The sequence below is a fragment of the Parasphingorhabdus cellanae genome, assembly GCF_017498565.1.
Classification (GTDB): Bacteria; Pseudomonadota; Alphaproteobacteria; order Sphingomonadales; family Sphingomonadaceae; genus Parasphingorhabdus; species Parasphingorhabdus cellanae.
Genome location: NZ_CP071794.1, coordinates 2,277,729 through 2,303,994, shown reverse-complemented (window position 1 = coordinate 2,303,994; position 26,266 = coordinate 2,277,729). Strand labels below are relative to the sequence as shown.

Below are 26,266 nucleotides of genomic sequence, written 5' to 3'. Positions count from 1 at the left end.
AGCGGGAATTGCCAGAGTCACGACAAAAGCCGAGATTTCCGTCAACTAGGGGTGCAAAAGCAAGTGACCGATAGCAAAGCGCATCATATCGTTTTCGCCAATGAAAAAGGCGGGACCGGCAAGTCCACCACTGCGGTGCATGTTGCCGTCGCGCTTGCCTATCAAGGGCATAAAGTCGCGGTGATCGACCTCGATCCGCGCCAGCGCACGCTCTACCGCTACCTCGAAAATCGCAAAGCCACGATGGACCGGCTGAGCATAGATGTTCCGCAACCCTATTTCGAAGTGTTTGAGCATGACAATCTGGCTCGCTTGGAGCAGTTAGTTGAACGGATGAGCCACGGCGTTGACTATCTGCTTTATGACACTCCAGGCCGGGACGATAAATTTGCCCGCTTTGTCGCGACCCGCGCCAATACGCTGGTCACGCCAATTAATGACAGCTTTGTCGATTTTGATCTGATCGGACAGGTAGACCCGGAAACCTTCAAAGTCCGCAAACTCAGCTTTTATGCCGAACTTATCTGGGAAGCTCGGAAGGCCCGAGCCAAAGCGGACGGTACGACGATTGATTGGGTAGTGCTTCGCAATAGAACCCAGCATGTCGAGGCGCATAATATGCAGCGGGTTATCTCTGCCTTGACCGAGTTATCACAGCGTGTCGGCTTTCGGGTGATTCCGGGACTGAGCGAGAGGGTTATCTATCGTGAACTATTCCCAGCTGGGCTGACTATGCTCGACAAAAAGCATCTCGGACGGCTTGCTACCAGCCATATCGCCGCGCGTCAGGAGTTGCGCGAGTTGATCAAACATCTTGCCCTACCGCAGCCAGAGGGCGAACGGCCAAACTTTGGCAAACCTCAGCTGGTCGCCTGAACCATGACGTTCATGCTGGTCCTCAGCGCTTTGGTCATCGCTGCACTAGTCCTGTCCGGCCGGGCAAAGACGATGAGCGCCAATGACTGGATGGCTGTGGCAATCGCGCTACTGAGTGTGAATTTGCTGCGCGGAGGCAACTGGATCATGGGCAGTGGGCTTTTAATTGCCGCCGCCGCGTGGCGCGGGTCAAAGCTCTTGGGCGGCATTTCCTTTGGCAAGCCAGAGAAACGCAAGCCTCGCAATTTCAAGCTGGTCCGCGCACGCTCCCTTTTGGGCGTTTCAGACAACGCCGATCAGGCGGCAATCAACAGCGCGTGGCGCGCATGTCTCAGCCGACATCATCCCGACCGCGGCGGCGACGAGCAGACGGCACGCCAAATTAATCGGGCCCGGGATATTTTGCTGGAGGAGTTGGAGACTATCAATCACCGCTAAACCGCCCGCCTGGTGCGACACGAAAACTATACGGGGGCTAGCTTTTGCGATGCGGCCTTTATATTATCAAGCGCTCAATACTTCCCGCCAAAATAGCAACTTTCCCAAAGGAAAAATCATTCATGACCGCACGCACATCCCACCAGTTCGATCCGTCCAGCTTGCGCGAATATGATATTCGCGGGATCATCGGTGAAACGCTGGGTTCAGATGATGCCTATGCAATCGGCCGGGGCTTCGGCACGCTGATTGCGCGGGCAGGCGGCAGCGCCGTGGCCACGGGCTATGATGGGCGAACCAGCTCTCCAATGCTCGAAGACGCTCTGATCGAGGGACTCAATGACGCAGGGGTCAATGCTGTTTCAATCGGCATGGGACCAACGCCCATGCTCTATTATGCGGAATGCGTCTTAGAACGGGTTCAAGGCGGAATCGAGATAACTGGCAGCCATAATCCCGCCAATTATAATGGCTTCAAAATGGTATTTCAGGGGCGACCCTTTTTTGGCGCGGATATCCAGAAGCTCGGCGCGATGGCGACGAGTGGCGATTGGGATACACCAACTGGTGATGCGGTAGGAAGCATCGAACGCATTGATATTATCGATGAATATGTTTCGCGCCTGACCAAGAATTTCACTGGAAGCGCGATGAAAATCGGCTGGGACGCTGGCAATGGAGCGGCTGGGCCGGTTATCGAAAAGCTCACCGCCAACTTGCCCGGCGAGCATCATCTTCTTTACACAGACGTCGATGGCAGTTTTCCCAATCATCATCCCGATCCCACGGAAGAGAAGAATCTGGTCGATCTCAAAGCGCTTGTCGCGGAGAAAAACCTCGATTTCGGCGTAGCTTTTGATGGTGACGGCGACCGCATTGGCGCGATCGATGGCGAAGGACGGGTGATCTGGGGCGATCAGCTGCTGCAGATCTATGCCGAGGACGTATTGAAATCCGAACCCGGTGCCACGATTATTGCCGATGTGAAGGCTTCACAGGCGCTATATGACCGGATCGCAGAACTCGGCGGCGAGCCGCTAATGTGGAAGACCGGACACAGCCTTATTAAATCCAAAATGAAAGAAGTTTCCTCACCACTGGCCGGCGAAATGAGCGGCCATGTCTTTTTCAAGCATGATTATTACGGCTTTGACGATGCGCCCTATGCCGCAATCCGCCTGATCCAAGCCGCGACCAATATCGGCAAGAGCATCACCCAGTTGCGTAGCGATATGGCCGAGATGATCAACACGCCGGAAATGCGGTTCCAGGTTGATGAAAGCCGCAAGTTCAGTGTGATTGACGAGATATTGGAACGGCTTGCCGCCGATGGCGCAGACGTCAACAATACAGATGGCGCGCGCGTGAACACCGAAGATGGCTGGTGGCTGCTTCGCGCATCCAATACGCAAGATGTGTTGGTGGCGCGGGCAGAAGCGAAGTCGGAAGACGGCCTTAAGCGACTAATGGCTCAGATTGACGAGCAATTGGCATTATCCGGTTTGGAGCGCGGAGAAACTGTTGGGCACTAGCAGCTTTGGTCCGCTATAGTATTTCGAAAGTCAAAACCGCAATGTGATACTCCGCGCAAGGGCAGGTGAGATCGACTCGGCTATGCGCAGAGCCTTGGTCATACCGATATTTGCTTCGTCCTGATCATCCTCGATCGCTACAATAATTTGCCGAGCACATTCTTCGGGTGACATTTTCTTTGTCGGGTTGCCATCGTTCATCTGCGTGTCAACAACAGGCGGAAGCGCCTCAATCACGCGAACCTTGGTGTCTTTGAGCTGCTCGCGCAGACCAAGCGTATAAAATCGCAGTGCCGACTTGGTTGCACAGTAAATTGGCGTTCGGGCGGCAGGTGCAATGGCTAGTCCCGAGGTAACATTGACGATTGCTGCTTGCGGCCGAGCGCGTAAACCTGGCATCAGGCCGGTAATCAGTCGGATCGGCGCGTTAAGGTTAGCATAGATGCAATCATCGGCGGCATCGGCAACCGGATTGCCTTCGCGAAAGTCATGGTCGACAAGCTGACCGGCATTGTTGAGCAGGATATCAATGTCTCTGCTCCCCCATTTGGCGAGCAATGCATCTACGCCTGCCGCGTTGGAGAGGTCGGCCTCGATAACGTCAAAGCCCTCCTCACGCATAGTTGACAACCGTTCAGGATTGCGCCCTGTCAGCGTCACCCTCGCGCCCTTCTCCCGCAACTGACGAGCCATTTCGCGTCCGATACCCGCGCTTCCGCCGGTTAGTAAGACGATTTTGTCTGAAATATCCATTATGTGCCCACCAATGCCCTTCCGGCCAATATCAAGAATCTGCTCTAACTTTTGCAGTATTTGATATTGTGAGCAACCATCGAGTCTAAAAACTATAAACAGAAAAAAGACAGGTGACACAATATAGCAATTTTAAGTTTCTGATATTGGCCAAAACCGTCATTATGCGATAACGCCAGACAGCTAACAATATTTCAGAATCGGCCAAAGCAGGATGACGCCATGATCGCCGACATACCTCCACAGACACAGCTGGTTTTCGACAACCTGCCAAAAGCAACGGCTGCGCGGCTAATAAAGCTTAGGGCCCTTATCTTTGACACTGCTGCAGATAATCCTGCGATCGGCCCGCTGGAAGAAACCCTGAAATGGGGAGAGCCAGCTTATCTCACCTCGGCAACAAAATCAGGCACGACCGTCCGTATCAACCGGCACAAGAAATCTGATGGCCAATATGCCATCTATGTGCATTGCCAGACAAATCTGGTGGAACGGTATAAGCAGCTTTATAGTGATGTTCTGACATTTGAAGGCTCGCGCGCCATCGTTTTTGATGTGGATCAGGCCATTCCAACCGAAGCCGTGAAGCACTGCCTCACTATGGCGCTAACTTATCATTTGCGCGCCTGATCGCGGCAATACGTTCGCGCTCCGCCTTGTTCATTTCGGCAAAAATGCGCCAGACCGCAATAAACAGCGCCGCCAGAAGCGGGCCGATGACGATACCGTTGAAACCGAACAATTGAAGACCGCCCAATGTGGAGATCAGCACCACATAATCCGGCATACGCGTTTCGCGGCCGACCAATATCGGGCGGACCAAATTATCGACCATACTGATAATGAATATTCCCGCGAGAATGAGCACAACGCCCTGCCAGATAGAGCCCGTGACAAGCAGATAAATCGCAACCGGAACCCATATGAAGCCTGTACCAATAGCCGGAATAAGAGATAATATCGCCATCGACACGGCCCATAACAACGCTCCACGAATATCCAGTGCCCAGAAAATCAAACCGCCGATGGTCCCCTGAAGCAATGCTACAACGAAGCTGCCTTTGATTGTCGCAATGATCACGACAAAAAACTTGTCGATGAAGATGCGGCTTTTGCTTTCGGAAAGCGGAACAACATTCTCAATCTGCGCAGCCAAAGTGCGCCCGTCCCGCAACAGGAAGAAGGTAAGATAAAGCATCACACCAAGCGCGAGTAAAAAGCGAAAAGCGCCTTGACCGACGTTGAAAGCTTGCGCGATTAAAAATTCAAGACTGCTGCCGATCGCTTCTTCAATCTGAGGCCGGATCGTTGCCGGATCACCATAGCCGAAAGCCGCCAATTGATTTTGCGCCCAAGCCGGCAAGCTATTTTCAATGGCAGACAATGCTCCCCCAAAATCAATTTCCCCGGATTGAATGCTGGCATAGGCGCTGGTCGCTTCTTCCATCAATGCCATGCCAAGCAAGATGGCGGGGACAATGACGAGTAAGATGACCAGGATCAATGTTAAAAAAGCGGCCAGATTAATCCGTGGGAACAGCCAGCCTGATATTTTCTTATATACCGGCTGAAACAAAACCGCGACCACAACGCCCCACATAATCGCGCCGAAAAAAGGTTCGATTAGCAAAGCGAAGGCCAGTGAAATAAACACCACCAATGCCAGCACAAAAAGCCGTTCTATTCCAAATTGCGGGCGGTCTGATTGTTTCATATTTTTCCAGTCGCGGTCGTAAAACAATATTGGCCCGGACACAACAAGGCGGCCGCTCAATATAAAAGCCGATACCTGCTCTGCACTTCAACGCGCGCCGGACACTTAATTTTACACCATATTGCAGTGTGCCTACCTTTACCGCCCTCTGTTCAAAAGCTTGGAAAACTGCCAAAAAGAAATAATCCAGGAAATCTACTAGAACGAGAGGTAAAATGGACATTATATCCTTCCAGAAAGGCCTGTACGAAACCGGTAACGGCATCTTCGCCTATTTACAGCCTGATGGCGGATGGGGCTGGTCCAATGCGGGACTGGTTACTGATGGTGATCAGTCGCTGCTGGTCGACACATTGTTCGATGCTAGCCTGACGCGTGACATGCTGGCTATCATGGCCGATGCGGCGGGCGTGGGCGCAGATGATATCGGCACGATCGTCAACACCCACGCCAATGGCGATCATTGTCACGGCAATGGTCTGTGCCAACATGCCGAAGTGATTGCCTCAGACGCCAGCGCGCGGGAAATGGACGAATTGCCTGCCCCCGCTTTGGCCGCGATCATGGCGCAGGCAAAGGATATGGGGCCGACAGGGCAGTATCTGGTCGACATTTTCGGCAGCTTCGATTTTACCGATGTCGCGGAGAAACATCCGACCAAGACGTTTAGCGGCGAATATAGCGTGAAGGTCGGCGACAAGCAGGTCGATCTGATCGAAGTCGGTCCCGCGCACACCGCTGGCGACGTGCTGGTCCATGTGCCCGATGACAAGACTGTTTTCACCGGCGATATCCTGTTTATCGAAGGCACACCGATCATGTGGGCCGGGCCGGTGTCCAACTGGATCGCGGCTTGCGATCATATCATTGACTTGAAACCTGAAACTATTGTTCCGGGTCATGGCCCGGTCACCGATGAGGCCGGTGTCCGGCGGGTTCAGGATTATCTGCACTATATCGATGGTGAGGCGCGCAGGCGCTATGATGCTGGATTTTCGGTACGCGATGCAGCGCATGACATTAGGCTAGGGGATTTCTCCAGCTGGGGCGATAGCGAACGGATCGCAGTCAATGTGTCTACCCTGTATCGGGAATATGCCGGTGACACGGCACCGCCCGATGTGACACAGTTATTTGGATTGATGGCGGAATTGAAACGATAGGTCGCCATGCATTGCTGCCACAAATAATAATTGCTTTCCGGCCAAATTTAATCGATTGATTAAATTTTGGATGTGGAGGCTCATATGAGCATTACGGTGAAAATAGACGGCGATATTGCCTATCTGACAATGGATGATGGCAAAGCCAATGCGATTAATCCTGATTGGATGACAGACTTTGTCGCAAAGTTTGAAGAAGCGGAAAGCGGCGCTAAAGCAATCGTCATATCTGGTCGTGAAGGCATTTTTAGCGGCGGCTTTGATCTCAAATGGCTGGCAGCAGAAGGGGCGGCGCGCTCTGGCGAACTGCTGGATCAGGCCAGCAACATGCTGCTCAAAGTCTATGGCAGCCAGGTTCCCGTTATCGCTGCATGTAATGGCCATGCCATCGCGATGGGATCGTTTCTGTTATTGGCTTGTGATACCCGCATTGGCGCAAATGGCGCGTTCCGCTTTGGGGCAAATGAGACGATTAACAATATGGACCTGCCGGTCTTTGCCATCGAGCTGCCGAAAGCGCGTCTGGATAGTCGCAAACTGACGCAAGCGCTCATCCAGTCACAGCTTTATGAACCAGCTGGAGCGTTGGACGTCGGATATATCGACATGTTGGTTGACCCCGATAGGGTTTCGAAAACCGCCACAGAACAGGCCGAATTGCTGAGCAAGCTCCCTGGACGGGCCTATGCGGCAAACAAGATGGCTGTACGCAAACATACGCTCGACCTTATTGAAGCAGCGATTGGGACATATTAGATATCTGAGCCGCACGAAAATGATTCGATAATCCGGTCGCCCTGCTTATGATGATGTGATGAGTGGCAAAGCCCTTCCCAAACCTCTCTCCGATTGGTTCGCCGCGCGCGGATGGACTGTGCGGCGGCATCAAATGGAAATGTTGCAAGCGGCCGGGGCAGGGCGGCATGCCTTGCTGACCGCTCCGACAGGTGCAGGCAAAACGTTGGCGGGGTTCTTACCGACGCTCGCTGACCTCATAGAACAGCCTGATTTTGACGGCCTCCACACGCTTTATATTTCTCCGCTCAAAGCCTTGGCGGTCGATGTGCAGCGCAACCTGCTGACGCCGATTGACGAAATGGAGCTGCCGATCAAGGTCGAAACCCGCAGCGGCGATACGCCCGCCAATCGCAAGGCGCGCCAGCGAGTTAAACCGCCGCAGATATTACTGACAACGCCAGAGTCGCTCAACCTGCTGCTCAGTCAGGAAGACAGTTTCACGCTCTTTGCCAAGCTCAAGCATGTGATCATCGACGAGGTGCATGCCTTTGCATCCGGGAAGCGTGGCGATTTGCTTTCGCTGTCTCTCGCACGGCTGCAACAAATAGCACCCGATATGCGCCGCGCCGCCTTATCCGCTACGGTCGCCGATCCTGATGATTTTCGCGCCTGGCTGGCACCCTATGGCGATATCGATACCGTAACCCATGTGCTCGGCGAAGAGGGCGCGCCCGCCGATATTGCGATCATGATCCCCGAAACCCCGGACGGCGACAAGATCCGTGTGCCCTGGGCCGGGCATGCCGGCGTCTATGCCATTCCGCAGGTGATGGAGCAGATCAAGGCCAACCGGATGACGCTGGTTTTCACCAATACGCGCTTTCTCGCGGAGTTTATCTTCCAGAAACTGTGGGAAATTAACGAGGACACTCTGCCGATCGGCGTGCATCATGGCAGCTTGTCGAAAGAGGCACGGCGCAAGGTTGAGAACGCCATGGCAACGGGCAAGATGCGCGCTTTGGTCTGCACGGCTTCGCTCGATCTTGGGGTCGATTGGGGCGACATTGATTGCGTGATCCAGATGGGTGCACCCAAAGGAAGCTCCCGGTTGCTGCAACGCATAGGCCGCGCCAATCACCGGCTCGATGTTTCGTCCAAGGCGCTGCTGGTGCCTGGCAACCGCTTTGAATATCTGGAAGCGCAGGCGGCATTGGATGCGGTTAATGAAGGCAAGCGTGACGGTGAGCCGTTTCGCCCGGGCGGGCTCGATGTGCTGGCGCAACATGTCATGACCTGCGCGTGTGCAGCCCCGTTTCAGGAAGATGATTTGCTTGATGAGCTGCAATCCTCGCTGCCCTATAGCGCGCTCGACAAAGACACGTTTGACCGTGTGCTGGGCTTCACTCGAGACGGCGGCTATGCGCTGAAAGCCTATGACAAGTTCAAACGGCTGCGGCGCGATGGCAAGGGCGTATGGCATCTTGTTCATCCGCGCTTTGCGACTCAGCATCGTCTAAATGCCGGAATTATCGTTGATGCTGCGATGATGAATGTGCGGTTCAAAAATGGCCGCAATCTCGGTAAGGTGGAGGAAAGCTTCGCCGCGATCCTCAGCCCCGGCGACACCTTTTTTTTCGCGGGCATGAGCCTGGAACTGGTCAAGCTGGACGCGTCCGATGTCATTGTCCGCGCCACCAAAAAAGCGGCGATGATCCCCAGCTATATGGGGCTACGTCTGCCTTTGACCACTCATTTGTCAGATCGGGTGCGGGGCTTCTTGACCGACCGGGCAGGGTGGGCGCGCTTCCCAGACGATGTGCGCGAATGGTTGGAAATGCAGGACCATCGCTCGCGTTTGCCAGAACCTGGCGAACTGCTGGTGGAGACATTCCCGCACAAGGGGCTGCATTACATGACGGCCTATAGCTTTGAAGGCTGGAACGCGCACCAATCACTCGGCATGTTGCTAACGCGGCGGATGGAGACGCGGGGACTGAAACCAATCGGCTTTGTCGCCAATGATTATGCGCTCGCCTGCTGGAGCATGGAGCCAGTGACTGACCCCGTGCCGCTGTTCAGTGCGGATATACTGGAGGAGGAATTTTTCGACTGGATCGAAGGGTCCTATCTGCTCAAACGCGCTTTTCGCGAAGTGGCCGTGATCAGCGGTCTCGTCGACCGGCAACACCCCGGCAAACGCAAAACCGGCAAGCAGGTGACCTTTTCAACCGATCTGATTTTCGATGTGCTGCGCAAATATGAACCGGACCATCTATTGATGCAGGCGGCTTGGGCCGATGCGCGAGCACGGATGACCGATGTCGCGCGGCTGGGCGATTTGCTTGACCGGGCAGCCGGTTCCATGGTGCATGTTGAGCTCGACCGCGTGAGCCCGCTCTCCGTTCCGGTGCTGGTGATGATCGGCCGCGAACATGTGGCTCAGGGTGCCACCGATGACGCATTGTTGATTGAGGCGGAAGGCCTGATCGAAGAGGCCATGCGCGGCGACTAGAGTTCCTGCCCTTTAGGCCATTTGTCGCCAGTCGAAAATTAGAGTAACTGTACATTCATGAGTATGTTCTTCTCCATAGGTGCCGCAGCGCCGCTACTTTTCTCGCTGCAAATCGCGGAACCGACTGTGCCTTTGCCGGAAGCATCGGCAGCTATCCCCGAAATTGTTGAGCCTGAAGCGATCTTGGCTGACCGGCTGCCGGATCAATTCATCCAACCCGATGCAGAACAAATTACCATTGCCGAAGACCGGATGGCTCGCATGACCGTGCCAGTTAGCATCGAAAACGGCGGCCCTTTTGACTTCATTATCGATACCGCGGCTCAACGCACGATATTATCCAAAGAAGTGGCTGGCAGTCTGACACTGGAACTGGAAGATGAAGTCAATATCATAGCATTGGCCGGAAGCACAGTGGTGCAGACCGTCTATGTCCCCGAGCTGACATTGGGCACCCGCAGCTATGGCGGCATCGTCGCGCCGACATTTCGGTCGACCAATATCGGAGCTGACGGCGTACTGGGTCTCGACAGCCTGCAAGGCCAACGTATCCTTTTCGATTTTATCGACAACACCATCTCTGTTGAAGACACGGCCAAAAAACGGAAAGCCCGCTCCCGCCGCGAAATTGTCGTCACCGCCAGGCGGCGTTCTGGCCAGTTGATTTTTACCAATGCTGAAATTTCCGGGATCAAAGTCAGCGTTATCATCGATACCGGCGGAGAGCTGTCAATTGGTAACAAGGCGTTGCAGCGTCGCCTGCGGATGAAACGCTCTGCGCTGCAGCAGATTAATCTTGTCGATGTCACCGGCCGCTCCATAGCCGCCGACTATGGTGTTGCCAACGAGCTGCATATCGGCCGCGCGCGCTTTGGGGTTATCCCTATTGCCTTTGCCGACATAGCACCTTTTGCTGCGCTGAAGCTGGAGAAGAAGCCTGCGATGTTCCTCGGCATGGATGCCTTGCGAAAATTTGATCGGATGGCGATCGATTTTGCTAACCGCAAAATCTATTTCCTGCTTCCCAAAGACGCGTCATAAGCTGATTTTGGTTACAGACCCGTTGGTGGTATAGTAAAACGATAAAAATATATCCGGAGAGTAAGATGCCCCTGTTTTCCACAAGCCTGATCCCCGCAATTGTGGCCTCTGCTCTGGCTTTGGCTTATCCGGTCCCCATGGGCCAATCGATCGAGCCCGGCAGCTTGACCAAGCCGGAAAATGAAATTGTCGCGATAGATGAAGACCGGGCCCGGCGGATGACCGTACCCGTCAGCATCGAGGGCCGCGGGCCGTTTTCCTTTGTGATTGATACCGGCGCAGAACGCACGGTCCTGTCGCGAAAAATCGCGACCCGCCTGGCTTTGGATGCGGAAGAACCAGCGCAACTTATGAGTATCGCCGGCAGCAGCATGGTCGATATGGTCTATGTGCCGGAACTCACTCTCGGCAAGAAAAGCTATGACAGCCTGATTGCGCCGGTCCTGCTGGCAAGGCATATTGGCGCGGACGGGATTTTAGGTCTCGACGGCTTACAAGACCAGCGCATATTGTTCGATTTTCTTGCCAATCAGATTGCGATTGAAGACACGGCCGAACCGCGGTCCATGGCATCGAGCCGTGAGATTGTCGTCACCGCCCGGCGCAAATCCGGACAGCTTATCTTTACTGAAGCCACGATTTCCGGCCTGAAAGTAAATGTGATTGTGGATACCGGGGCTCAGGTCTCCATCGCCAATCTCGTCTTGAAAAAGCGATTGATAAAACGTGCCAAAGAACTGGGTGAGGAGAACAGCCTCATTGCCGTGACCGGCCAAACGTTGGGCGTCGAGTTTGGCACGGCTCGCGATTTTCGCATTGGCCGCGCCCAATTTGATAGCTTGCCTGTGGCCTTTGCAGACGCTCCGCCTTTTGAAAGGCTGGGTATGGCCAAGAAACCAGCGCTATTATTGGGTATGGATGTTTTGCGTAAGTTTGATCAGGTCGCCATCGATTTCAAAAAACGGAAAATCCATTTCCTGCTGCCGAAAGATACAAGGCGTCAATTTGAACAGCCCAGAAATACGCGTATTAGATCCTAGTGTCCTGAGTCCCGAATAAGGGTTCCGGATCACCGGTTTTCCACTGCGGGTATTTCTTCATGGCCGTGAGGAACAGGTCCGATTGCAAATGGCCCGCCAGCCATGCCTGCAACGCTGGCAAGGCTTGTGCATCAAACCAAGCGCGATCATTATTGGCAAATTGCCGGACAAAGGGAAAAATCGCATGGTCCGCGAGGCTGGGCTTATCCCTCAGCAATTGACCCTTTTCTGACAATTGCGCATCAAGCTTCTCCAGAAATCTCAAGCCCGCGCTGCGATGAGCCATCGGGTCGACATCCTCGTATCGTGTTGGATATTTATAGCGGTCGAGATTGGTCTTGAACTCGCCATCCGTTTCGGCAATCCACTCACGGCCCGCTTCTTCCTGTTCCAGCCATCCATCCGGATCATGCCCTGCCAGCGCCCAATGCATGATCGCCAGGCTTTCATCGATGACGCTATCATCATGCAGAACCAATACCGGGACGGTCGCCTTGGGTGAGGCCGCAATCATTTCCTCTGGCTTGTCGCGCAACACCACTTCACGCAATCGGACTGGCGTCTCACTGATCAGCAGCGCCATGCGTGCTCGCATCGCATAGGGACAGCGCCGAAAACTGTAGAGGATCGGCGTGTCGCTCATATCGTTCCCAGATGCTCGCGGCCTTCTTGGGCGGCCTTTTCGACCTGCCGTTGGCGTTCGCGATAACGTTCGCGTTGTTCTTCGGTCCGAGAGTCATAGCAATGCGGACAGGCTTCTCCCGGTACATATCTTTCCGAAGCTCGCTCTTCAGCGTTTAAAGGCATCCGGCAGGCATGGCATTGATCGTAGTCGCTCTGCTTCAAACCATGGCCAACGGCGACCCGCTGATCAAACAGAAAGCAATCGCCATTCCACTGGCTGTTTTCTTCCGGCACATTTTCAAGATATTTGAGGATACCGCCTTTCAGGTGATGAACATCGTCAAAGCCCTGCGCCTTCACATAGGCAGTGGCTTTCTCACACCGTATTCCACCCGTGCAGAACATAGCAATTTTAGGCTGTTTGTCGGATTTTTCCTGCAATTGCTTGGCAAAATCATCAAACCAGGTCGGAAAATCCCGAAACGTCTCGGTATCGGGGTTAATCGCGCCTTCGAAACTGCCAATCGCCACTTCATAGGCGTTGCGCGTATCGATCACGACCGTATCGGGATCCGAAATCATGGCATTCCAGTCCAACGGGTCGACATAATCACCCTTAGCCCGTGCGGCATCAATGCCGTTGACACCCATGGTCACGATTTCCTTTTTCAGCCGCACCTTCATCCGCAAGAACGGCATGTCATTAGCGGCCGAATATTTGACCTCTAACCCAGCAAATTGGGGGAGGCTTCTTAGGAAAGAAATAACAGCGTCTATACCGCTCGATTCACCGGCGATCGTGCCGTTAATCCCCTCAGGCGCGAGTAAAATCGTACCTTTCAAACCATTGGCTTCACAGGCAGCCAGTATCTCTGGCTTTAACGCCCCAGGATCATCGACCACCGCAAAATGATAGAGTGCTGCCACTTTGTAAGAAAAATTTGATTCCGTCATGGCGCGCATATAGTCGGCCTCACGGTGAAATTCCAACCCTTCCCGCTTGCATGGACCAACAGATCATCGCATAGCAGAGCGATGGTTCCCCTTTCGTTCGCCAATCACCTATTTCATGTGGTCGCTCCCGCAGCGCTCTATTGGCCAGCGCAAAAGGCTTTGCTGGTGGCCGACCTGCATCTCGAAAAGGCGAGCTTTTATGCGCGCCAGGGACAGATGCTCCCGCCCTACGATAGCCGCGCAACGCTGGACGAACTGGCCGTGCTGATTGCCGCATCCGGCGCGGAAAAAGTCTTTTGCCTCGGTGATAACTATCATGATGATGAAGGCGAAGCCCGGTTAGAAAGTGAGGCGGCCAATCTGTTGTCGCAACTGACCCAAAACGCCCAGTGGATATGGGTCAGTGGTAATCATGACCGCGATGTCAGCGGCTTATGGGGCGGGGACGTAATGGCAGAATGGGTTGGCGACGGACTCGCGCTGCGTCATGAAGCGACGGCAGATACCACGCTTCCCGAAATTTCAGGCCATTTTCATCCCAAATTGCGGGTTCCAGTGCGCGGACGGCACGTGTCGCGGCGCTGTTTTGTCAAAGCGGAGAAACATCTCATCATGCCCGCTTTTGGTGCATTAACAGGCGGGTTAGAAGCCAATCATCCGGCTATTGAAACTGCGGTTATGGGACCTGCGGAAGCGGTCATAGCTGTCAGGGAAAAGCTGGTGCGCTTTGATCTTGGCTTCGCGCCTGCGCAGCCTCAATCACAGCAGGAACCCATGCAAAAAGCGCAACTCGCATTACCGCTGGCCATAGCCAACAACTGACTGCTAACAGCGCGGCGATGTCGCGATTCGAACCGTTTCACCAGCAACTGGACGCGCTTGATCGCGCGGGCCGCAAACGCACCCTGATCGGTCTGCCCGGCAAGGATTTTTCGTCCAACGATTATCTCGGACTCGCACGCAGCCCGTTTCTGAAAACCGCTGCCCATGCGGCGCTCGACAAAGGGATAGCGCATGGCTCTGGTGGATCGCGACTATTGGCTGGCAATCATCCCGAGCATGAGGCGCTAGAGGCCTTTGCCGCTTCCCATTATGGCGCGGAGGCGGCTTTATTTTTCAGCACCGGCTATGCGGCCAATCTCGCTCTCTTCTCTACTTTGCCGCAAACCGATGATTTGGTTCTTTATGACGATCTGATCCACGCGAGCAGCCATGACGGCATGAAACTGGGCCGCGCCGAGACGCAAAGCTTCCGGCACAATGATCTGAACGATCTGCAAAGCCAGATAGCCACCTATCGCCACTCGGGAGGGACAGGAATGGTCTGGATTGCTGTGGAGAGCTTGTACAGCATGGATGGCGATCAAGCGCCGCTTGTCGATATTGCCGATATTGCCAATGCCAATGACGCCGTGTTGATCATTGATGAAGCCCATGCGGTCGGCGTATTTGGCACAGGCGGTGTTGGCTTATCTGGCAGCCTGGAGAATCAGGATAATGCCATCGTCTTGCGTACTTGCGGCAAAGCCATGGGAGTCGAAGGTGGATTGATCACCATGCCGTCGGTCCTGCGCGACTTTTTTATCAACCGCGCCCGGGCCTTTATCTTCTCAACTGCGCCTAGCCCGCTCACCGCGCATCTGGTCCACAAGGCGATAGAATATATTGCGACAAAGCCCTCGCTACAGACGCAGCTGCACAATAATATAGCCGTCGCTGAACACCGGCTCGGCGCTCTCTGTCCAGCGTCGCGAGCAGGCAGCCAGATTTTTCCGGTCATCATAGGTGACGACAGTGCCGCCGTTCAGATAGCCGCCTCTTTGCAGCAAAGGGGCTTTGATGTCCGCGCCATACGGCCGCCGACCGTGCCCGCCGGAACCGCGCGTCTGCGGCTATCCCTCACATTAAACGTCTTGCAAGAGGATATCATCTCGTTAGCCGACGCTTTAACCGAAGCACAAAATAGGGAATATGCCGCTTGAGCCAGAAATTCGTGATTACCGGCACCGATACCGATATTGGCAAAACCGTTTTTGCCGCCGCACTGACTGCAGCGCTTAATGCCTATTATTGGAAACCGGTACAGGCCGGTCTTGATGACGAAACGGATAGCCAAGCAGTCGCAAGATTGGGCGGGATCAGCTATGATAGAATATTGTCGGAAAATTTTCGGTTGAACGCTCCGGCATCACCCCATTTTGCGGCGGCCAAGGACGGTATTAGGATAGCAGCGGATGATTTGAACATCCCGCAAATCGATGGGCCGCTGGTAATCGAAGGCGCAGGCGGCGCGCTGGTGCCGATCAACGATACTCTCCTCTATGCTGATCTATTTGCGCTTTGGGAATGCCCCATCATCATCGTCGCATCGACGAAGCTTGGTACGATCAATCACAGCCTGATGACAATCGAAGCACTGCGCAGCCGGAGCGTTCCGATACATGGCATTGCCTTTATAGGCGAAGAGATTGCCGATAGTCAGGACACCATCTGCCGCATTGGAAATGTGAAACAGCTCGGTCGTCTGCCGATTATTGAAAATCTATCCGCTCCTGTTCTTTCGGCCGTTTTTCACCAGCATTTTGACTTAACGGATTTCGCCCAATGACTGCAAAAATCTGGCATCCATTTACACAGCATGGTCTTGGACAGCCGATCCCCGAGGTCGTCAGGGCCGAAGGAGCAATACTTTACACTGACGACGGTCGCGCGATTATTGATGCCATTTCCAGCTGGTGGGTCCAGACCCACGGCCATTGTCATCCCAAAATTGTCGCCGCGATACAGCAGCAAAGCGCACAGCTCGACCAGATTATCTTCGCGGGATGGACGCATGCACCGGCCCAGCAACTGGCAAAAGGCCTATCCGATTTCCTGCCTGAAACACTCGATCATATCTTCTTTTCCGACAGCGGGTCGACTGCTGTTGAGGTCGCGCTAAAGATGGCGCTCGGTTTCTGGCACAATCAGGGTCAGGATCGGCATCGCATCCTGGTCATGGACCATAGCTATCATGGCGATACCATCGGCGCGATGTCAATCGGCGCGCGCGGCGTGTTCAACCAAGCTTATGCGCCGCTGCTCTTTGATGTGGGTTCGATCCCGTTTCCCGACCAAGGCTGTGGGCAAGCTGCGCTTGATGCATTGACCGCCTTTTGCGCCGACCAGAACAATCCACCAGCCGCGCTGATCGTCGAGCCGCTGATCCTTGGGGCAGGGGGCATGAAGATCTATTCGCCCGAGATACTCGCCGAGATGCATCGTATATGCCAGCAACATGATGTGCTGTTCATCGCCGATGAAGTCATGACAGGTTGGGGCCGCACGGGAACTGTATTTGCCTGTGAGCAAGCAGGCATAACGCCGGATATATTATGCATGGCAAAGGGCCTTACCGGTGGTGTGATACCGCTCGCCATCACGGCGGCAACCGCACCGATATATGACGCGCATTTTTCGGAAGACCGGGCCAAGATGTTTTTTCATTCAAGCAGCTTCACCGCTAACCCAATTGCGTGCGCTGCGGCCAACGCCAATTTACAGATCTGGCAAGACGAGCCGGTGCAGCAGCGGATCGATCACATCATAAAACGACACCATGATTTTGCGCGGCAGCTAGCCAAGCATCAGAATATTTCTGCCATACGGCAATGCGGCACGATTCTGGCCTTTGAGATATACGATACTAACGGCGACTATATGTCGGCGCTCGGCCCCGCTTTGCTAAGCTTTTTCGCCGAGCGCGGTGTTCTGCTGCGCCCGCTTGGCAATAGCATTTACATCATGCCACCTTATTGTATCACTGACAGGCAACTCTCTACTATTTATAGCGTTGTAGAAGAGGCTATCGACCATTTTGCGTGACATTCATTCCTGGGGAATATGATTTTTTGCATAACTCCCAAAGAAACGGCATAGATTACAAATGATTATTGTTGATTCGCTAATGGTGAAAATTGCGTTGATTGGCCTACTGGGCATTGGCGCACAATGGGTCGCTTGGCGCACAGGTCGTCCGGCTATCGCTCTCATGCTTATTGTTGGCATCATTGCTGGCCCGATATTGGGTATCATTGACCCTGAACGGGACTTTGGTGCCCTGCAGGAACCGATCATCAAGCTAGCGGTTGCGGTTATCCTGTTTGAAGGCGGATTGAGTCTCAACTTCCGAGAACTTCGCCAGGCTGGCGGCGCGGTGTTCATGATGATTTTCATTGCCGGACCCATAGCATGGGCGCTGGGCACGGGTGCAGCGCATTATGGTGCTGGATTGTCTTGGGAAATTTCGGCGCTGCTTGGCGGTATCATGATTGTCACTGGGCCAACTGTCATTGGCCCGATGTTGCGGACATTACGCGTGCCATCGCGGGTGCGCAACGTGCTGAAGTGGGAAGGTATAGTCAATGATCCGATTGGCGCACTGCTCGCGGTGGGAATCTATGCGTATATTACTTATGAAGGGCCCAATGCTAATATTGCATCGATCAGCATGGACGTGCTGGCGGCCAGTTTTCTGGCTGGTCTGATCGGCGCGGCTTTGGGCTATGCGATTACCTGGCTATTCCCGCGCGGCCATGTGCCGGAATATCTCAAAGCGCCGTTTTTGCTGATAACCGTGATTGGCGGCTTTGTCATTGCTGATCTGATCATGCATGAAACTGGCTTGATCACGGTCACGGTCATGGGTGTGGTGATGGCCAACCGGCCGATCTACTCCAGCCAGGCACTGCACCGGTTCAAGGAAGATCTGGCGGTTTTGCTGATTTCCGGCGTCTTTATCATTCTGTCCGCTACCCTCGATTGGGAAACGGTCCAACAATTCCAGCCACAGTTTATCGTTTTCCTCATCCTGTTGTTGTTCGTAGTCCGACCCTTATCGGTGTTGATCGGATTGTTATTCAGCTCACTGCCTTGGCGAGAGCGGCTATTCATTGCTTGGATCGCCCCGCGCGGTATCGTCGCGGTCGCCATTACCGGCCTATTTGCCATTCGTCTGGTCGACTATGGTTTACCGGGTGCAGAGGCGCTCGTGCCGCTCAGCTTTGCGGTCGTTATTGCGACAATCTTTGCGCACGGCTTTTCCGCTGGCTGGGTTGCGGACAAGCTCGGTATTAATGAAGGCAAGGGCGAAGGCGTGTTGATCGTCGGTGCTACCAGATGGTCTGTGGCGCTAGGAAAGATATTGAAGTCGTTGGATATCGACGTGCTCATAGCGGACACGAGCCAATTTGCGCTACGTCGCGCCAGACACGAAGATTTAAAAGTTCATCAGGGCGATATATTGGACGAGGCCCATAATGATCATGTCGAACTAGGCGAATTTCAACACATGATTGTGGCGACCGACAATGACAGTCAAAACCAGCTGATCACTGCTGATCTCGGGCCGGAAATGGGATTTGACCAGATTACCCGCTTGTCCAATGACAGCCGCGGCAAAGCGAAGAGCAAAGTCGGCCATGGGCGGATATTGTTTGAATCCGGTGCAGATTTTAACAGCTTACTCGACCGCGAACGCGATGGCTGGCGGTTCAGCAAAACCAAAATTACGGAAGTTTTTTCGGCCGAAGAATATCGCAAAAATCTGGAAACGGACGAGGAACCCCTTGCGCTGTTGAAAGAAGATCGTCGCTTGCTATTTTTCGCCACGGAAACCCGACCTGTTATTGAAGAAGGCGATGTCGTGATCAGTTTTGTAGCGCCGGACACGCCCGAGGAGCGCAAAGCCGATCGCGCCGCCAAAGAGGCCGAGAAAAACGGAGATGCCAAAAGCGACAGCTAGGTGCGAAAGCCGAATAGAGCAGTTCCAACCCGAATATGCGTCGCGCCTAGCTTGATTGCAGTTTCAAAATCACCCGACATCCCCATGCTGAGGCGAGGTAAGCCATGGTCTTTGGCGAGCTTAGCCAAAAGAGCGAAATAAGGCGCTGGGTTGACTGACGATGGCGGCACACACATCAAGCCAGGCACTTCTATTCCAGCGGCATCCGCTGATTCAACCAGATCTGGCAGATCGCTGATTGCACAACCGCCTTTTTGTGATTCCTCGCCGATATTCACCTGAATGAAACAGGGAATGCGTCGCCCCAACTTGTCCATCGCCTTTGCCAAAGCCTTGACCAGAGACGGGCGATCCAGCGAATGGATGGCATCAAAAAGCTGCACCGCATCTTCCGCCTTGTTGGATTGCAATTGACCGACCAGATGCACTTTCACATCATCATATTCATCGCGCAAAGCCGGCCATTTTGCGGCGGCCTCTTGCACCCGGTTTTCACCGAAAAACCGATGGCCAGTATCCAGCAATGGCCGTATCTCATCGGCGGAACGGGTTTTCGATATAGCGATCAAACGCACATCCTGAGCTTCACGCTGCGCCAGCTTGGCCGCTTTGGCGATTTGCTCCTGTATGGCATTCAGCCGCTCATTGGATTCGATCATTTGCGTCATACAATTTTCTCAATTGGCTATTGGCCGCCTATATGGCAGGTGATCCGCATGCACCACCCCTGCTTTTCCGATCTTTATCCGCAAGTCTGGTTGATGACCGATCAGCGTAATGATGCGGCGCTGGAAAAATCGATCGCAAATCTGCCTAGAGGTAGCGGCATTATCTTTCGCCATTATCATCTAGATAAAGATGCACGATATAAGCGGTTTCAGAGCATCAGAAACTGCGCACGGCGGGGTGATCATATCTTGAGCCTCGCGGATGCTCCGGCATTGGCACAGCAATGGGGTGCAGACGGTGTCCACGGACGGCAATGGAAGAGACACAAGACTGGTGACTTGCTTCACAGCGCGCCGGTTCATAATCCCAGAGAAATCATGACAGCAAAACATGGTGGTGCAGACTTGCTGTTTCTTTCTCCGGCTTTTGCAACTCGGTCCCATCCCGATCAAACGCCGATGGGCCACATGCAACTCAAACACCTCATTGCATTATGCGACAAACCGGTAATCTTGCTTGGCGGCATGAACATGAAGCGATTTCAACAGCGGGAACATCTCGGCGCCCACGGTTGGGCGGCAATCGATGCACTAAGTACATAAGGTTTTAGCTTTTTGGAAGTCAGCCTGTTGAAACAGCGTAATATTAGAAGCGGAATTGCGTTCCAACGTAAACAGCTTGGCTGTCCTGCCGCGAATCGGTCAATGGGGCCATGCGATCACGCTCATTTTTCAAACGAACGCCAGCGGTCACATCAAGATTGCGTGTCACCGAATAACTGCCACCCAGATCAAGCGAATAGTCTTTTTCACTCGCTCTCAGAGCACCTGGTGCAGCGCCAAGTGGCGTTTTCGCATCAATAGATAGCCGCGGATTAAACCGGCTCTTCTTACCAGAATCTTTTTCGTCGCTATCCATGCCCGCACCAATTTCAGACAGGTCTGGTAGATTGTCACCCAGCTTCTTAACCGGAATGGCAAAGCTCTTAAGCCCTTTGGCTGTGCCAAGGCTAAAAGATGTCTGTGTGATTTTGGTTGGCGTCAGCACGCCTGCGCCCGGAGCCGCTGAAGCGATATTCTCTCGAATGGAGATTGCTTTGCTGGATGCATCCTGACGAACCACAACAGTAACGGCGCGATCACCGCTTGTGTTTCCGCCAGCAGGTGTAAATTTGAATTGCGTTTTGCCGCCCAAACTATTGCGTTTGAAACTCGCGGCCAACTCAGGATCAGCGCCAGCCGTCGTAAAAGATCCGATAGTGTTTAGCGATACCGCATTGCTTTGACCGGACAATACGCGCGCCAAAGCAGGAGTCATGGCAAGACCAGAAGCCGCGAGTCCCGCGGCTAACCAACCCAAAAGATTGCCATTTTTCTTCATGACGACGGTATTTTCCCCTTTGTTGTTTCAAGGCATATCAAATTTTTACCGATAACACGAGTCAACTTGCTGATTCTGTCCGATTTTTTCGAACTAGACAGTTTCTGTTGCAGATCGGTTACGGTTTCGCATTCGATTGATCGATAATTTAATATATCAAAGCTGAACTAACGATTATCGACTCGCTCGTCCTGACCCTGTCGCGCCTCCACTCGACCAGCTTATTCAACTGCTATTCACGCAGGGCTCCACATGAGCAAAATGTTGCGCTTTGGCTTGCCCCCTGCGGCAAAGCAATTATAGAGAGCGTTGAAATAAGATTTACCGGCATGTGGCGCCCTATAAGAGGTGCGTCAGATTGCCAATGAGGAGCTTGTACATGTCCCGCCTTTCTGTATCCGCCGCGAAAATGCGTCCTTTGGCACTCGGTCTTTCGGCCGCGATATTGGTGTCTGGCCTCTCCGCCTGCGCCAGTAAAGACCGGCCGCAAGCTGATCTGGCGGCATCGCAGATCACCACCATTGGTGTGAACAGCTATTTGTGGCGCGCGACACTCGATAGCCTGTCGTTCATGCCGCTGACCCAGACTGACAGCAATGGCGGCGTGATTCTGACCGACTGGTATGTGAATCCGCAAAACCCTTCGGAGCGGATGAAGTTGAATATTTCAATCCTCGATCAGGATCTGCGCGCGGATGCCCTACGCGTCGCCGCATCCCGGCAAGTTCGCAATGGCGGCACGTGGGTCGATGCACCAGTAAAGGCCGCGACCACGCAAAAGCTGGAACAGATTATTTTGACCAAAGCGCGCGATTTGCGGCGTGGTGCCCTGACCACAAACTAATCCAATGACGAGCCCGCTCAAACGGGCCACATATTTATAGGACCAGCATGACCGATCAGCGTTTCAACCCTTTATCGGCGGACAAACGCTGGCAAGCCCGTTGGGCCGAAACCGGCACCTTCGAGGCCGATGACAATTCTCCCAAGCCGCGCAGCTTTGTGCTGGAAATGTTTCCCTATCCCTCTGGCCGCATTCATATGGGTCATGTCCGCAACTATACGATGGGCGATGTGCTCGCCCGTTTTCGGCGGATGCAAGGCTTTGAAGTGCTCCATCCGATGGGCTGGGACGCCTTTGGCATGCCGGCAGAAAATGCGGCGATAGAAAAGAAGGTCCATCCCGGCGAATGGACTCGCGCCAATATTGCGGGAATGCGCGATCAGATAAAACGGCTGGGTTTTGCACTCGACTGGAGCCGGGAACTCGCCACCTGTGAACCGGATTATTACGGGCAGGAACAGGCCCTGTTCATTGATATGTTCGAAGGCGGTCTGGTTTACCGCAAAGAATCGGCTGTAAACTGGGATCCGGTCGATATGACCGTGCTAGCCAATGAACAGGTGATTGACGGCAAAGGCTGGCGTTCCGGCGCGCCGGTGGAAAAGCGCAAGCTCAGCCAGTGGTTTTTAAAGATTACCGATTTTGCGGAAGAACTGCTCAGCGGTCTTGATGACCTGAAAGGCTGGCCGGAAAAAGTTCGGACGATGCAGGAAAACTGGATCGGCAAGTCTCAGGGCCTGCAATTTCATTTTGCGCTGGCGGAGAAACAGCAGGATATTGAAACGGTTGAAGTTTTCTCCACGCGCCCGGACACGATTTTCGGGGCGAGCTTTATCGCACTGTCGGCCGATCACCCGCTGGCCCAGCAACTGGCGCAAGATGATGAAATGCTTGCGGCCTTTTGCGAGGACTGCAAGAGAACCGGCACGACAGCAGCTGAACTCGAAACGATGGAGAAAAAGGGCTTTGATACCGGCCTGAAAGCGGTCCATCCCATGGATCCGTCCTGGGAATTGCCGGTGTTTGTCGCCAATTTCGTGTTGATGGATTATGGTACCGGCGCTGTTTTCGGTGTGCCGGCGCATGATCAGCGCGACCTCGATTTTGCCCGCAAATATGCACTCCCCGTGACTCGCGTTGTCGCTGCGGGAGGCGACGAAGACGCGCCTATCCATGACGAATCCTACACTGGCCCCGGCAAGCTGGTGAACAGCCGCGTGCTCGACGGCATGGATATCGAAACCGCGCAGCAGACCGTGATCGACAAGGCCGAATCCGAAGGTTGGGGCAAAGCCCAGACGACATGGCGGTTGCGCGACTGGGGCGTTTCGCGCCAGCGCTATTGGGGCACACCGATTCCGATCATCCACTGCGATGACTGCGGAGCGGTGCCGGTTCCGAAAGATCAATTGCCAGTCACGCTGCCCGAGGATGTCAGCTTTGACACTCCCGGCAACCCGCTGGAACGCCATGAAACGTGGAGCCGGGTCGACTGCCCCAAATGCGGCAAAGCGGCGCGGCGGGAAACCGATACGCTGGATACGTTTACCAATTCCAGCTGGTATTTCCTGCGTTTTGCCAGCCAGCCGGATGACCAGCCATTTGACGCCGATACGGTCAAACAATGGATGCCCGTCTCGCAATATATTGGCGGCATTGAACATGCGATTCTGCACTTGCTCTACGCCCGTTTTTGGACTCGCGCGCTGGCGTCGATCGGCAAGCTTGATTTTGCCGAGCCCTTTGAAAGCCTGTTCACCCAAGGCATGGTGACGCACGAAACCTATTTCGAAACGGTTCAGAACGCAGAGACCGGAGCCGATCAAATCGTCTATTACAGCCCGGACGAAATTGACCACCGCGAAGGCGGCGTGTTCAAATCATCCGGCGGAGCACCGATTCAAATCGGCCGCATTGAAAAAATGTCGAAGTCAAAGAAAAACGTCGTCGATCCCGATCCGATCATCGACCAATATGGCGCGGATGCGGTGCGTTTCTTCATGCTGTCCGACAGCCCGCCGGAACGTGACCTGCCTTGGTCGGAAGCCGGAATCGAAGGCAGCTGGCGTTTTGTTCAGCGGCTTTGGCGGCTATTTGTTGGAATCGCGGATGAGCCAGCACCCGCCGGCGAAGACAAGAAACTGAAACGCAAATTGCATCAGACGATTGCCGGTGTTGCCGAAGATGTCGAAGCCTTGTCCTTCAACAAAGCGGTCGCGAAGGTCTTTGAGCTGGTCAATATGATTGAAAAAGCTGCGCCCTCGAAGGATCGTCATGACGCCATAAAATCGCTCGCCCAGATCGTTGCACCAATGGTGCCGCATATCGCCGAAGAGGCATGGGCGCTGTTCGGGGAAAGCGACCTGATCGCCAATGCGCCATGGCCAGAGGTGGATGAAAGCCAACTCGTCGAAGATGAAGTCACCATCGCGATTCAGGTGCGCGGCAAATTGCGCGACACCATTGTCGTGGCGAAGGGCAGCCACAAATCGGCGCTGGAGGAACTTGCACTTGGCTCCGAGAAGGTGCAGCGTACCATTGATGGAGCGGACATAAAGAAGGTGATCGTGGTGCCCGACCGACTGGTCAATATCGTCATATGATGCGGATACGCCAAATTTCTGTGCTGCTGTTAGCGAGCGCGATGCTCGTATCTTGTGGTCTACAGCCGCTCTACTCCGGTGGCTCCAACGGGGTCGTGGCAACGCAGCTGGGCGATGTCGCGGTGGAACCCATTCAGGGTAAAGCGGGCTGGCTGATGCGCAATGCGTTGAATGACCAGCTTTCTACTTTCGAAGGCAGCGAAGCCAAATATCGCCTGATTGTCGAACTGGACGATAAAATTGCCGGTTTTGGTGTGCGCAGCAACGACCGCATCACCCGCGAGCGCCGTACTTTGCGCGCACGTTATCAACTGGTCCGCTTATCCGATAGCAAGGTGGTCCTGGACGCCACGGCCGGCTCTGATGCGGGTATTGATGTGGTATCCTCTGAATATGCAACCGTTGCCGCGGAGGAAACAGCACTAGAAAACCTGTCGACCCGCGTCGCAGACCAGATCGTCAAAAGGCTCTCCCTATTTGCTCGCGAACAGGCCAGCGCCGATGAGAATTGACAGCAGCAACTAATGGTAGCGGCAGGAGAATAACGCCGTGAAAGTCAAAGACAATGAAATCGTGCGCCGCTTTCATGCAGCGCCTGATGCCACAAGGCTTGCCGTCTTGTGCGGCCCCAATGCGACGCGCTGTCAGGCTTTGGCCAACGAACTAGCCGCACCGCTCGCACAATCGGCGGAACGAGTGGACCTTACCATAGCCGATCTGACCGAAAGCGCGGCGCGGCTGAATGACGAAGCCACATCGGCTTCCCTGTTCGGCGACAAAAGATTCATCATGGTGCGTCTGAACAGCGGCGAAGCCGCGCGTGCGGCCGCAGCGATTGAAAATCTGCTGGAAAGCGACACCAAAGGCGATCCGGTGTTCATTGTTGCAGCGGGTATGGCCGACAAAACCGCCTTGGCCAAAAAAATTGCAGCCGCTCCCGATGCCCTGATCGCAACTTGTTACGAAACATCGCAAGGCGACGCCGTCGCCGCGATATCGGGAATGGCGCGCGATGAAGGGGTGCAAATGTCCCGCGATATGGCGGCTGCTATTGCTGCACTAACCAGCAATGATCTGGTACTCGCGAAGCTGGAGGTAGAGAAAATCGCGCTCTACCTGGATGCAGCACCGGACAACCCACAGGCGGCCGAGCTGGATTTGCTTACTCTACTGGGCGCAGAAAATGACGAAGAAGACCTTGGCTTGCTCATCAATGCAGCCATTGGCGGTGACACCAAAAAGCTCACCTTTGAATTGGCGGCTGTTAGCACCACTGGCTTTAGCGAAGTTGGTTTGATCCGCTTGATGCTGCGGCACCTGACCAAACTTGCGGAACTGCGCAGTAAAGCGGATCAGGGATCCAATATCGGAAAATTGGTCAATCACCCCAGCGTGTTCTGGAAAGACCGCGACAATTATGCGCGGCAGCTTAACATCTGGTCTTCCAACCATATTGCGCGATTGATTGAACGAATATTGGCGCTGGAAATTGCTTTAAAGAGCAGCGGTCAGCCAGAACATGTGTTGGTAGAGCAAGAGTTGCTGACCATTGCCCGCAAGGCAGCACAAGCCAGAAAAAGTGCCGGGCTTCGTTAGGCCCTGC

The 26,266-nt window shown here is 54.1% G+C and carries 25 protein-coding genes; 19 read left to right on the top strand and 6 right to left on the bottom strand.

The window, feature by feature from the left end; all coding sequences use genetic code 11:
* Window positions 1–63 precede the first annotated feature (63 nt).
* The 3 genes from J4G78_RS10985 (at window position 64) to pgmG (ending at window position 2,846) form a co-directional block, all read left to right on the top strand.
* Window positions 64–876, top strand: a complete 813-nt coding sequence (locus J4G78_RS10985; RefSeq protein WP_207986614.1) for a division plane positioning ATPase MipZ — start codon at window positions 64–66, stop codon at window positions 874–876.
* Between the two features lie 3 nt (window positions 877–879).
* The gene (locus J4G78_RS10980) at window positions 880–1,314 is read left to right on the top strand and encodes a J domain-containing protein (RefSeq protein WP_207986613.1); all 435 of its coding nucleotides are present in this window, start codon (window positions 880–882) and stop codon (window positions 1,312–1,314) included.
* A gap of 122 nt (window positions 1,315–1,436) precedes the next feature.
* Window positions 1,437–2,846: a phosphoglucomutase/phosphomannomutase PgmG gene (gene pgmG / locus J4G78_RS10975; protein WP_207986612.1), complete on the top strand. Its 1,410-nt coding sequence runs from the start codon at window positions 1,437–1,439 to the stop codon at window positions 2,844–2,846.
* Between the two features lie 30 nt (window positions 2,847–2,876).
* Here the strand turns inward: pgmG and J4G78_RS10970 are convergent, their stop codons facing one another.
* Window positions 2,877–3,599 (bottom strand): SDR family oxidoreductase, encoded by a 723-nt coding sequence (locus J4G78_RS10970; protein ID WP_207986611.1) that lies wholly within the window; start codon window positions 3,597–3,599, stop codon window positions 2,877–2,879.
* A 222-nt stretch (window positions 3,600–3,821) separates the two neighbouring features.
* On the opposite strand from J4G78_RS10970, the gene J4G78_RS10965 reads away from it, so the two are divergent.
* Window positions 3,822–4,229 carry a DUF1801 domain-containing protein gene (locus tag J4G78_RS10965; protein WP_207986610.1) on the top strand — a complete coding sequence of 136 codons (408 nt, stop codon included), beginning with the start codon at window positions 3,822–3,824 and terminating at the stop codon, window positions 4,227–4,229.
* Here the strand turns inward: J4G78_RS10965 and J4G78_RS10960 are convergent.
* Window positions 4,198–5,313: an AI-2E family transporter gene (locus tag J4G78_RS10960; protein ID WP_207986609.1), complete on the bottom strand. Its 1,116-nt coding sequence runs from the start codon at window positions 5,311–5,313 to the stop codon at window positions 4,198–4,200. The two genes, J4G78_RS10965 and J4G78_RS10960, sit on opposite strands and share 32 nt — an antisense overlap.
* 215 nt (window positions 5,314–5,528) lie before the next feature.
* Between J4G78_RS10960 and J4G78_RS10955 the strand changes: the two genes are divergently transcribed.
* The 5 genes from J4G78_RS10955 (at window position 5,529) to J4G78_RS10935 (ending at window position 11,807) form a co-directional block, all read left to right on the top strand.
* Window positions 5,529–6,476 carry an MBL fold metallo-hydrolase gene (locus tag J4G78_RS10955; protein WP_207986608.1) on the top strand — a complete coding sequence of 316 codons (948 nt, stop codon included), beginning with the start codon at window positions 5,529–5,531 and terminating at the stop codon, window positions 6,474–6,476.
* Window positions 6,477–6,560: 84 nt separating this feature from the next.
* On the top strand, window positions 6,561–7,232 hold the full coding sequence (locus J4G78_RS10950; protein WP_207986607.1) for a crotonase/enoyl-CoA hydratase family protein: 672 nt from the start codon (window positions 6,561–6,563) through the stop codon (window positions 7,230–7,232).
* Between the two features lie 58 nt (window positions 7,233–7,290).
* On the top strand, window positions 7,291–9,726 hold the full coding sequence (locus J4G78_RS10945) for a ligase-associated DNA damage response DEXH box helicase (protein ID WP_207986606.1): 2,436 nt from the start codon (window positions 7,291–7,293) through the stop codon (window positions 9,724–9,726).
* Window positions 9,727–9,783: 57 nt separating this feature from the next.
* Window positions 9,784–10,767 (top strand): aspartyl protease family protein, encoded by a 984-nt coding sequence (locus tag J4G78_RS10940; protein WP_207986605.1) that lies wholly within the window; start codon window positions 9,784–9,786, stop codon window positions 10,765–10,767.
* A gap of 65 nt (window positions 10,768–10,832) precedes the next feature.
* On the top strand, window positions 10,833–11,807 hold the full coding sequence (locus J4G78_RS10935) for a retroviral-like aspartic protease family protein (RefSeq protein WP_207986604.1): 975 nt from the start codon (window positions 10,833–10,835) through the stop codon (window positions 11,805–11,807).
* On the opposite strand, the gene J4G78_RS10930 is transcribed toward J4G78_RS10935, so the two are convergent.
* Both J4G78_RS10930 and trhO read right to left on the bottom strand, forming a co-directional pair.
* A complete protein-coding gene (locus J4G78_RS10930; protein WP_207986603.1) occupies window positions 11,797–12,450 on the bottom strand; it encodes a glutathione S-transferase in 654 nt (217 codons plus the stop codon). The genes J4G78_RS10935 and J4G78_RS10930 overlap by 11 nt on opposite strands.
* Window positions 12,447–13,421, bottom strand: a complete 975-nt coding sequence (gene trhO / locus J4G78_RS10925; protein WP_310737203.1) for an oxygen-dependent tRNA uridine(34) hydroxylase TrhO — start codon at window positions 13,419–13,421, stop codon at window positions 12,447–12,449. Before trhO ends, J4G78_RS10930 begins: the two co-directional genes overlap by 4 nt.
* Before the next feature lie 45 nt (window positions 13,422–13,466).
* Between trhO and pdeM the strand changes: the two genes are divergently transcribed.
* The 5 genes from pdeM (at window position 13,467) to J4G78_RS10900 (ending at window position 19,167) form a co-directional block, all read left to right on the top strand.
* Complete coding sequence (gene pdeM / locus J4G78_RS10920; RefSeq protein ID WP_207986602.1) at window positions 13,467–14,207, top strand: ligase-associated DNA damage response endonuclease PdeM; 741 nt, start codon at window positions 13,467–13,469, stop codon at window positions 14,205–14,207.
* A 17-nt stretch (window positions 14,208–14,224) separates the two neighbouring features.
* A complete protein-coding gene (locus J4G78_RS10915; protein WP_207986601.1) occupies window positions 14,225–15,367 on the top strand; it encodes an 8-amino-7-oxononanoate synthase in 1,143 nt (380 codons plus the stop codon).
* Window positions 15,364–15,993, top strand: coding sequence for a dethiobiotin synthase (bioD, locus tag J4G78_RS10910; protein WP_207986600.1), 630 nt, complete (start codon window positions 15,364–15,366; stop codon window positions 15,991–15,993). The genes J4G78_RS10915 and bioD overlap by 4 nt, the downstream gene beginning before the upstream one ends.
* Window positions 15,990–17,249 carry an adenosylmethionine--8-amino-7-oxononanoate transaminase gene (locus J4G78_RS10905; protein WP_207986599.1) on the top strand — a complete coding sequence of 420 codons (1,260 nt, stop codon included), beginning with the start codon at window positions 15,990–15,992 and terminating at the stop codon, window positions 17,247–17,249. The genes bioD and J4G78_RS10905 overlap by 4 nt, the downstream gene beginning before the upstream one ends.
* Window positions 17,250–17,310: 61 nt before the next feature.
* Window positions 17,311–19,167: a cation:proton antiporter gene (locus J4G78_RS10900; protein WP_207986598.1), complete on the top strand. Its 1,857-nt coding sequence runs from the start codon at window positions 17,311–17,313 to the stop codon at window positions 19,165–19,167.
* On the opposite strand, the gene J4G78_RS10895 is transcribed toward J4G78_RS10900, so the two are convergent.
* Entirely contained in the window at window positions 19,164–19,835 is a 672-nt protein-coding gene (locus tag J4G78_RS10895; protein ID WP_207986597.1) for a YggS family pyridoxal phosphate-dependent enzyme, read from the bottom strand. The genes J4G78_RS10900 and J4G78_RS10895 overlap by 4 nt on opposite strands.
* 48 nt (window positions 19,836–19,883) lie before the next feature.
* On the opposite strand from J4G78_RS10895, the gene J4G78_RS10890 reads away from it, so the two are divergent.
* Window positions 19,884–20,438 (top strand): thiamine phosphate synthase, encoded by a 555-nt coding sequence (locus J4G78_RS10890; protein WP_207986596.1) that lies wholly within the window; start codon window positions 19,884–19,886, stop codon window positions 20,436–20,438.
* A 43-nt stretch (window positions 20,439–20,481) separates the two neighbouring features.
* Here the strand turns inward: J4G78_RS10890 and J4G78_RS10885 are convergent, their stop codons facing one another.
* Window positions 20,482–21,216, bottom strand: coding sequence for a hypothetical protein (locus J4G78_RS10885; protein WP_207986595.1), 735 nt, complete (start codon window positions 21,214–21,216; stop codon window positions 20,482–20,484).
* Window positions 21,217–21,625: 409 nt separating this feature from the next.
* Between J4G78_RS10885 and J4G78_RS10880 the strand changes: the two genes are divergently transcribed.
* From J4G78_RS10880 to holA, 4 genes are read left to right on the top strand one after another with little or no spacing between them, the layout of a single operon-like run.
* A complete protein-coding gene (locus tag J4G78_RS10880) occupies window positions 21,626–22,060 on the top strand; it encodes a DUF3576 domain-containing protein (RefSeq protein ID WP_243457321.1) in 435 nt (144 codons plus the stop codon).
* A gap of 47 nt (window positions 22,061–22,107) precedes the next feature.
* Complete coding sequence (gene leuS, locus J4G78_RS10875) at window positions 22,108–24,663, top strand: leucine--tRNA ligase (RefSeq protein WP_207986593.1); 2,556 nt, start codon at window positions 22,108–22,110, stop codon at window positions 24,661–24,663.
* The gene (lptE, locus tag J4G78_RS10870) at window positions 24,660–25,175 is read left to right on the top strand and encodes an LPS assembly lipoprotein LptE (RefSeq protein WP_207986592.1); all 516 of its coding nucleotides are present in this window, start codon (window positions 24,660–24,662) and stop codon (window positions 25,173–25,175) included. The genes leuS and lptE overlap by 4 nt, the downstream gene beginning before the upstream one ends.
* A gap of 37 nt (window positions 25,176–25,212) precedes the next feature.
* Window positions 25,213–26,259 (top strand): DNA polymerase III subunit delta, encoded by a 1,047-nt coding sequence (holA, locus tag J4G78_RS10865; RefSeq protein ID WP_207986591.1) that lies wholly within the window; start codon window positions 25,213–25,215, stop codon window positions 26,257–26,259.
* Window positions 26,260–26,266 lie beyond the last annotated feature (7 nt).